The organism is Streptomyces sp. NPDC055078, assembly GCF_053607985.1.
The window spans coordinates 1-3,151 of the sequence record NZ_JBSGUP010000832.1 but is presented as its reverse complement, the minus strand read 5'-3'; the positions used below and the strand labels follow the sequence as shown (position 1 = coordinate 3,151).

The window sequence follows — 3,151 nt, the reverse complement described above, 5'->3', positions numbered from 1 at the left end:
CCAGATGACCTTGCGGGGAGCCCGGCCGAGTGCCGCGCCCTTGGTGCCCTCCTCCTTGGCCGCCGCCATGGATGACGCTCTGGCTGAATCGGCCTTCCGGGCCGGGCTGGTGCCGGGGACGGAGATCCGGGCCCCGGTCGCCCTGGTCACACCCTTGGCGGCACCGGACGGCGCGGTGTGGACGACCAGATCACCGCCCAGGACGGGTAACCCGTCGTAGGTGCGCTCGTAGCGGGTGTGCAGGGTGCCGTCGGCGTCCTTGAGGACGCTGCGCGGTACGAGCCTCTCCTTACGGCCCAGGCCCAGCGCGTTCGCGGTGGTGGCGCGAGCGGCGGTGGCGTCCGCGAGGAGCTTCGTCTGCTGGGCCGGACTGAGGCTCACGGGCAGTGCTCCGGCGCGGGGGAGTGCGGCGGGTGTGGGGGGCGCGGCCCCGGCGGTGGTGGTCGGCAGGGCCACCGCGAGCAGTGCGACGCTGGTGAGCAGCGCCGCGGCGGCCGGTGTTCGGCGGGGAGATCTCGTCATCTGAACTCCTCTGTGGCGGCCGTGTGTCACGGCCGGGACAGGGCCCGTCGGCAGGGGTGCCGGACGGGTGGGGCGTCCGGTGCGGGTCATACGTGCGGCCCCTTGGGAAGGCATGGAGGTGCCTGGTGTGGCGAGCGCTCGGGGGGTTGTCGGGGGCAAGGGGCACGGGGAAGCGTGACACCCGGGGTGCCGATGTGACAGGAGTGACGCAGCGAAATGGCCGTAACTGATCTGTGCCCAGGTGGCTTCCGGGGGGTGCGGGGGTCATGCGGGGGCGACAGTTCTGATGTGTCCGGTGCCGGGCCGCGGCGGCACACTCGGCGTCGTTCCTGCGGTCGGCGACCGGGTTCCGGCTCCCGGCCTGGCTCGTGGAGCGGCGGTCGCCGTCGTGCCCGCCGTCCGCCGGGGGCATCGGCGCCACGGTGACCGCCGCCCGGCCGGGATGGTCCGGGGGCGGTCGCCGCAGGGCGTCCACGCACGCGCCGAAGGCGGTCCCTGCCCGGGGAAGGCGACGATTCGGCCGGGAGCCCGGGGGACTCAGGCGGGCAGGGAGTCGAGCCAGCCGGTCAGGAGCTTGCCGACCTGCTCGGGGCGCTCCTGCTGGATCCAGTGGCCGCAGCCGTCGAGGATGTGTGAGGAGACCAGGCCGGGCAGCGTGGTGGGGTACGCCTTGATCGCATCGGTCAGCCAGGTGGTGGAGGCGTCGAGGGCTCCGCCGATGAAGAGGGAGGGCTGGGTGATGGGGGCACCGGCGAAGCGGGTGAGCTCCTCCCAGTCCCGGTCCATGTTCCGGTAGCGGTTGAGCGCGCCGGTCAGGCCGGTCCGCTCGAACTCCCCGGCGTAGATGTCGAGGTCGTCCTCGCTGAGCCACTTGGGCAGTCCCGCGGGGAACCGCTCGCGCAGCGTGCCGCCCCGGCTGATGAAGTGCGGGTCGGGCACGCCCGGTGCGGGCATGGTGTCGGCGGACAGGGCGGCGTAGAAGCCGGCGAGCCAGCCGCGTACATCGGGCTCGATCTCGGCCTCGGCCCGGCCGGGCTCCTGGAAGTAGGAGACGTAGAACTCCTCGTCCCCGCCGATCTGCTTGAAGACGTCGGTGGGCCGGGGCCCGCCGGGGGGCGTATAGGGGACGCTCAGCAGGCCGACCGCGCGGAAGACGTCCGGCTTGATGAGGGCGGAGTGCGTGGCGATCGTCGCGCCCCAGTCGTGGCCGACGACCACCGCGGTCTGCTCGCCGAGCGCGTGCACCACGGCGGCGTTGTCCTCGACCAGGTCGAGCATCCGGTACGCGGACACATCGCCGGGCCTGGAGGTGCGCCCGTAGCCGCGGACGTCGACGGCGACCGCGCGGTACCCGGCCGCCGCGAGCATCGGGAGCTGGTGGCGCCAGGAGTACCAGGACTCGGGGAATCCGTGCACCAGCAGCACCAAGGGGCCGGTGCCCTGCTCCACGAGATGGATCCGGCCGGCGGGAGAGGGGACCAGACGATGGGTGATGTCCAGGGCCTGCGTGGACGGTGACATGAATCCTCCGGGGCTGTCGATCTGCCGTGCGCCGAGTGCGCCACCGGGCCGTCGCCGGTCGGCCACCGCCCGGTGTCTCGGACAATGATCGTGCGGCAGGCGTACCGGCCGCCGCGAGCTCTGTTGCCGATCCGGCAACGAGGTGGCCGCCACCAGGGCGGCGCGGGCGGCCGGGGGCCTCATGGGTTACGGCGTACGGGTTACGACGTGCGGGTTGCGGCATACGGGTCACGGCATACGGCTCGCGGGCGCGCTCGCCGCACACGTGGCGCGCAAGATCCTCTCCGGCGTAGAGGAGCCGTCAAGGACACGCCGATCACCGTATGGGGACCGTCAAGGCCGACAGGTGCGGCGGGTGACAGAGGGTTTCCTCTAGAAGCCCGAACACTTCCGTCGCCCCGCCCTACTCGTCCTGGTCGGCCAGGCCCGCATCCTCCCGAAAAGGGACCCCGGCACGGTCCACGGCGGCGGTCCCGGCGCGGACAGAAAGGCGGTACATCGATGACCCGGGTGCTGGTGGTCGAGGATGAACCACAGCTCGTACGGGCTCTTGAGATCAACCTGAGAGCACGTCACTATGAGGTGGACGCCGCGCCGGACGGGGCGACGGCCCTCCGGTTCGCCGCGGACGGGTCGCCGGACATCGTTCTGCTGGATCTCGGTCTGCCCGACATGGACGGTATCGATGTCATCAGGAGCCTTCGTGGCTGGAGCCGGGTGCCGATCCTCGTGGTCTCGGCCCGGCGGACCTCGGAGGAGAAGGTCGAGGCGCTGGACGCGGGCGCGGACGACTTTCTCACCAAGCCGTTCGGTATGGACGAGCTGGTGGCCCGCCTCCGGGCGGCGGCCCGCCGGGGCCGGCTCGCGGTGCCCGCCGACGACATCTGTCTGATCGCCACGGAGGACTTCACGGTCGATCTGCTGGCGAAGAAGGTCCGGCGGCACGGGTACGACGTCAGACTCACCCCGACCGAGTGGCATCTGCTGGAGGTGCTGATCGGCAGCCGTGGCCGGCTCGTGGGCCGGCAGCGGCTGCTCCAGGAAGTGTGGGGGGCCGCCGACAGCGGCCAGACCAACCATCTCCGCGTCTGTATGGCACAGCTCAGGC

At 72.0% G+C, this 3,151-nt stretch carries 2 protein-coding genes and 1 pseudogene; 1 reads left to right on the top strand and 2 read right to left on the bottom strand.

All coding sequences use genetic code 11. The features are described from left to right. Window positions 1-522, bottom strand: a pseudogene (locus tag ACWF94_RS37375) (M4 family metallopeptidase); the annotation flags it as partial. Window positions 523-1,059: 537 nt separating this feature from the next. Beyond that, a complete protein-coding gene (locus ACWF94_RS37370) occupies window positions 1,060-2,043 on the bottom strand; it encodes an alpha/beta fold hydrolase (protein ID WP_453499201.1) in 984 nt (327 codons plus the stop codon). Window positions 2,044-2,544: 501 nt separating this feature from the next. Here ACWF94_RS37370 and ACWF94_RS37365 point away from each other — a divergent pair. After that, a partial coding sequence (locus ACWF94_RS37365; RefSeq protein ID WP_453499199.1) for a response regulator transcription factor occupies window positions 2,545-3,151 on the top strand: 607 nt, incomplete at its 3' end.

What these genes read in the sequence shown, in the direction of transcription:
- ACWF94_RS37370 (WP_453499201.1), bottom strand. Translation starts at nt 2,043, where the DNA reads ATGTCACCGTCCACGCAGGCCCTGGACATCACCCATCGTCTGGTCCCC.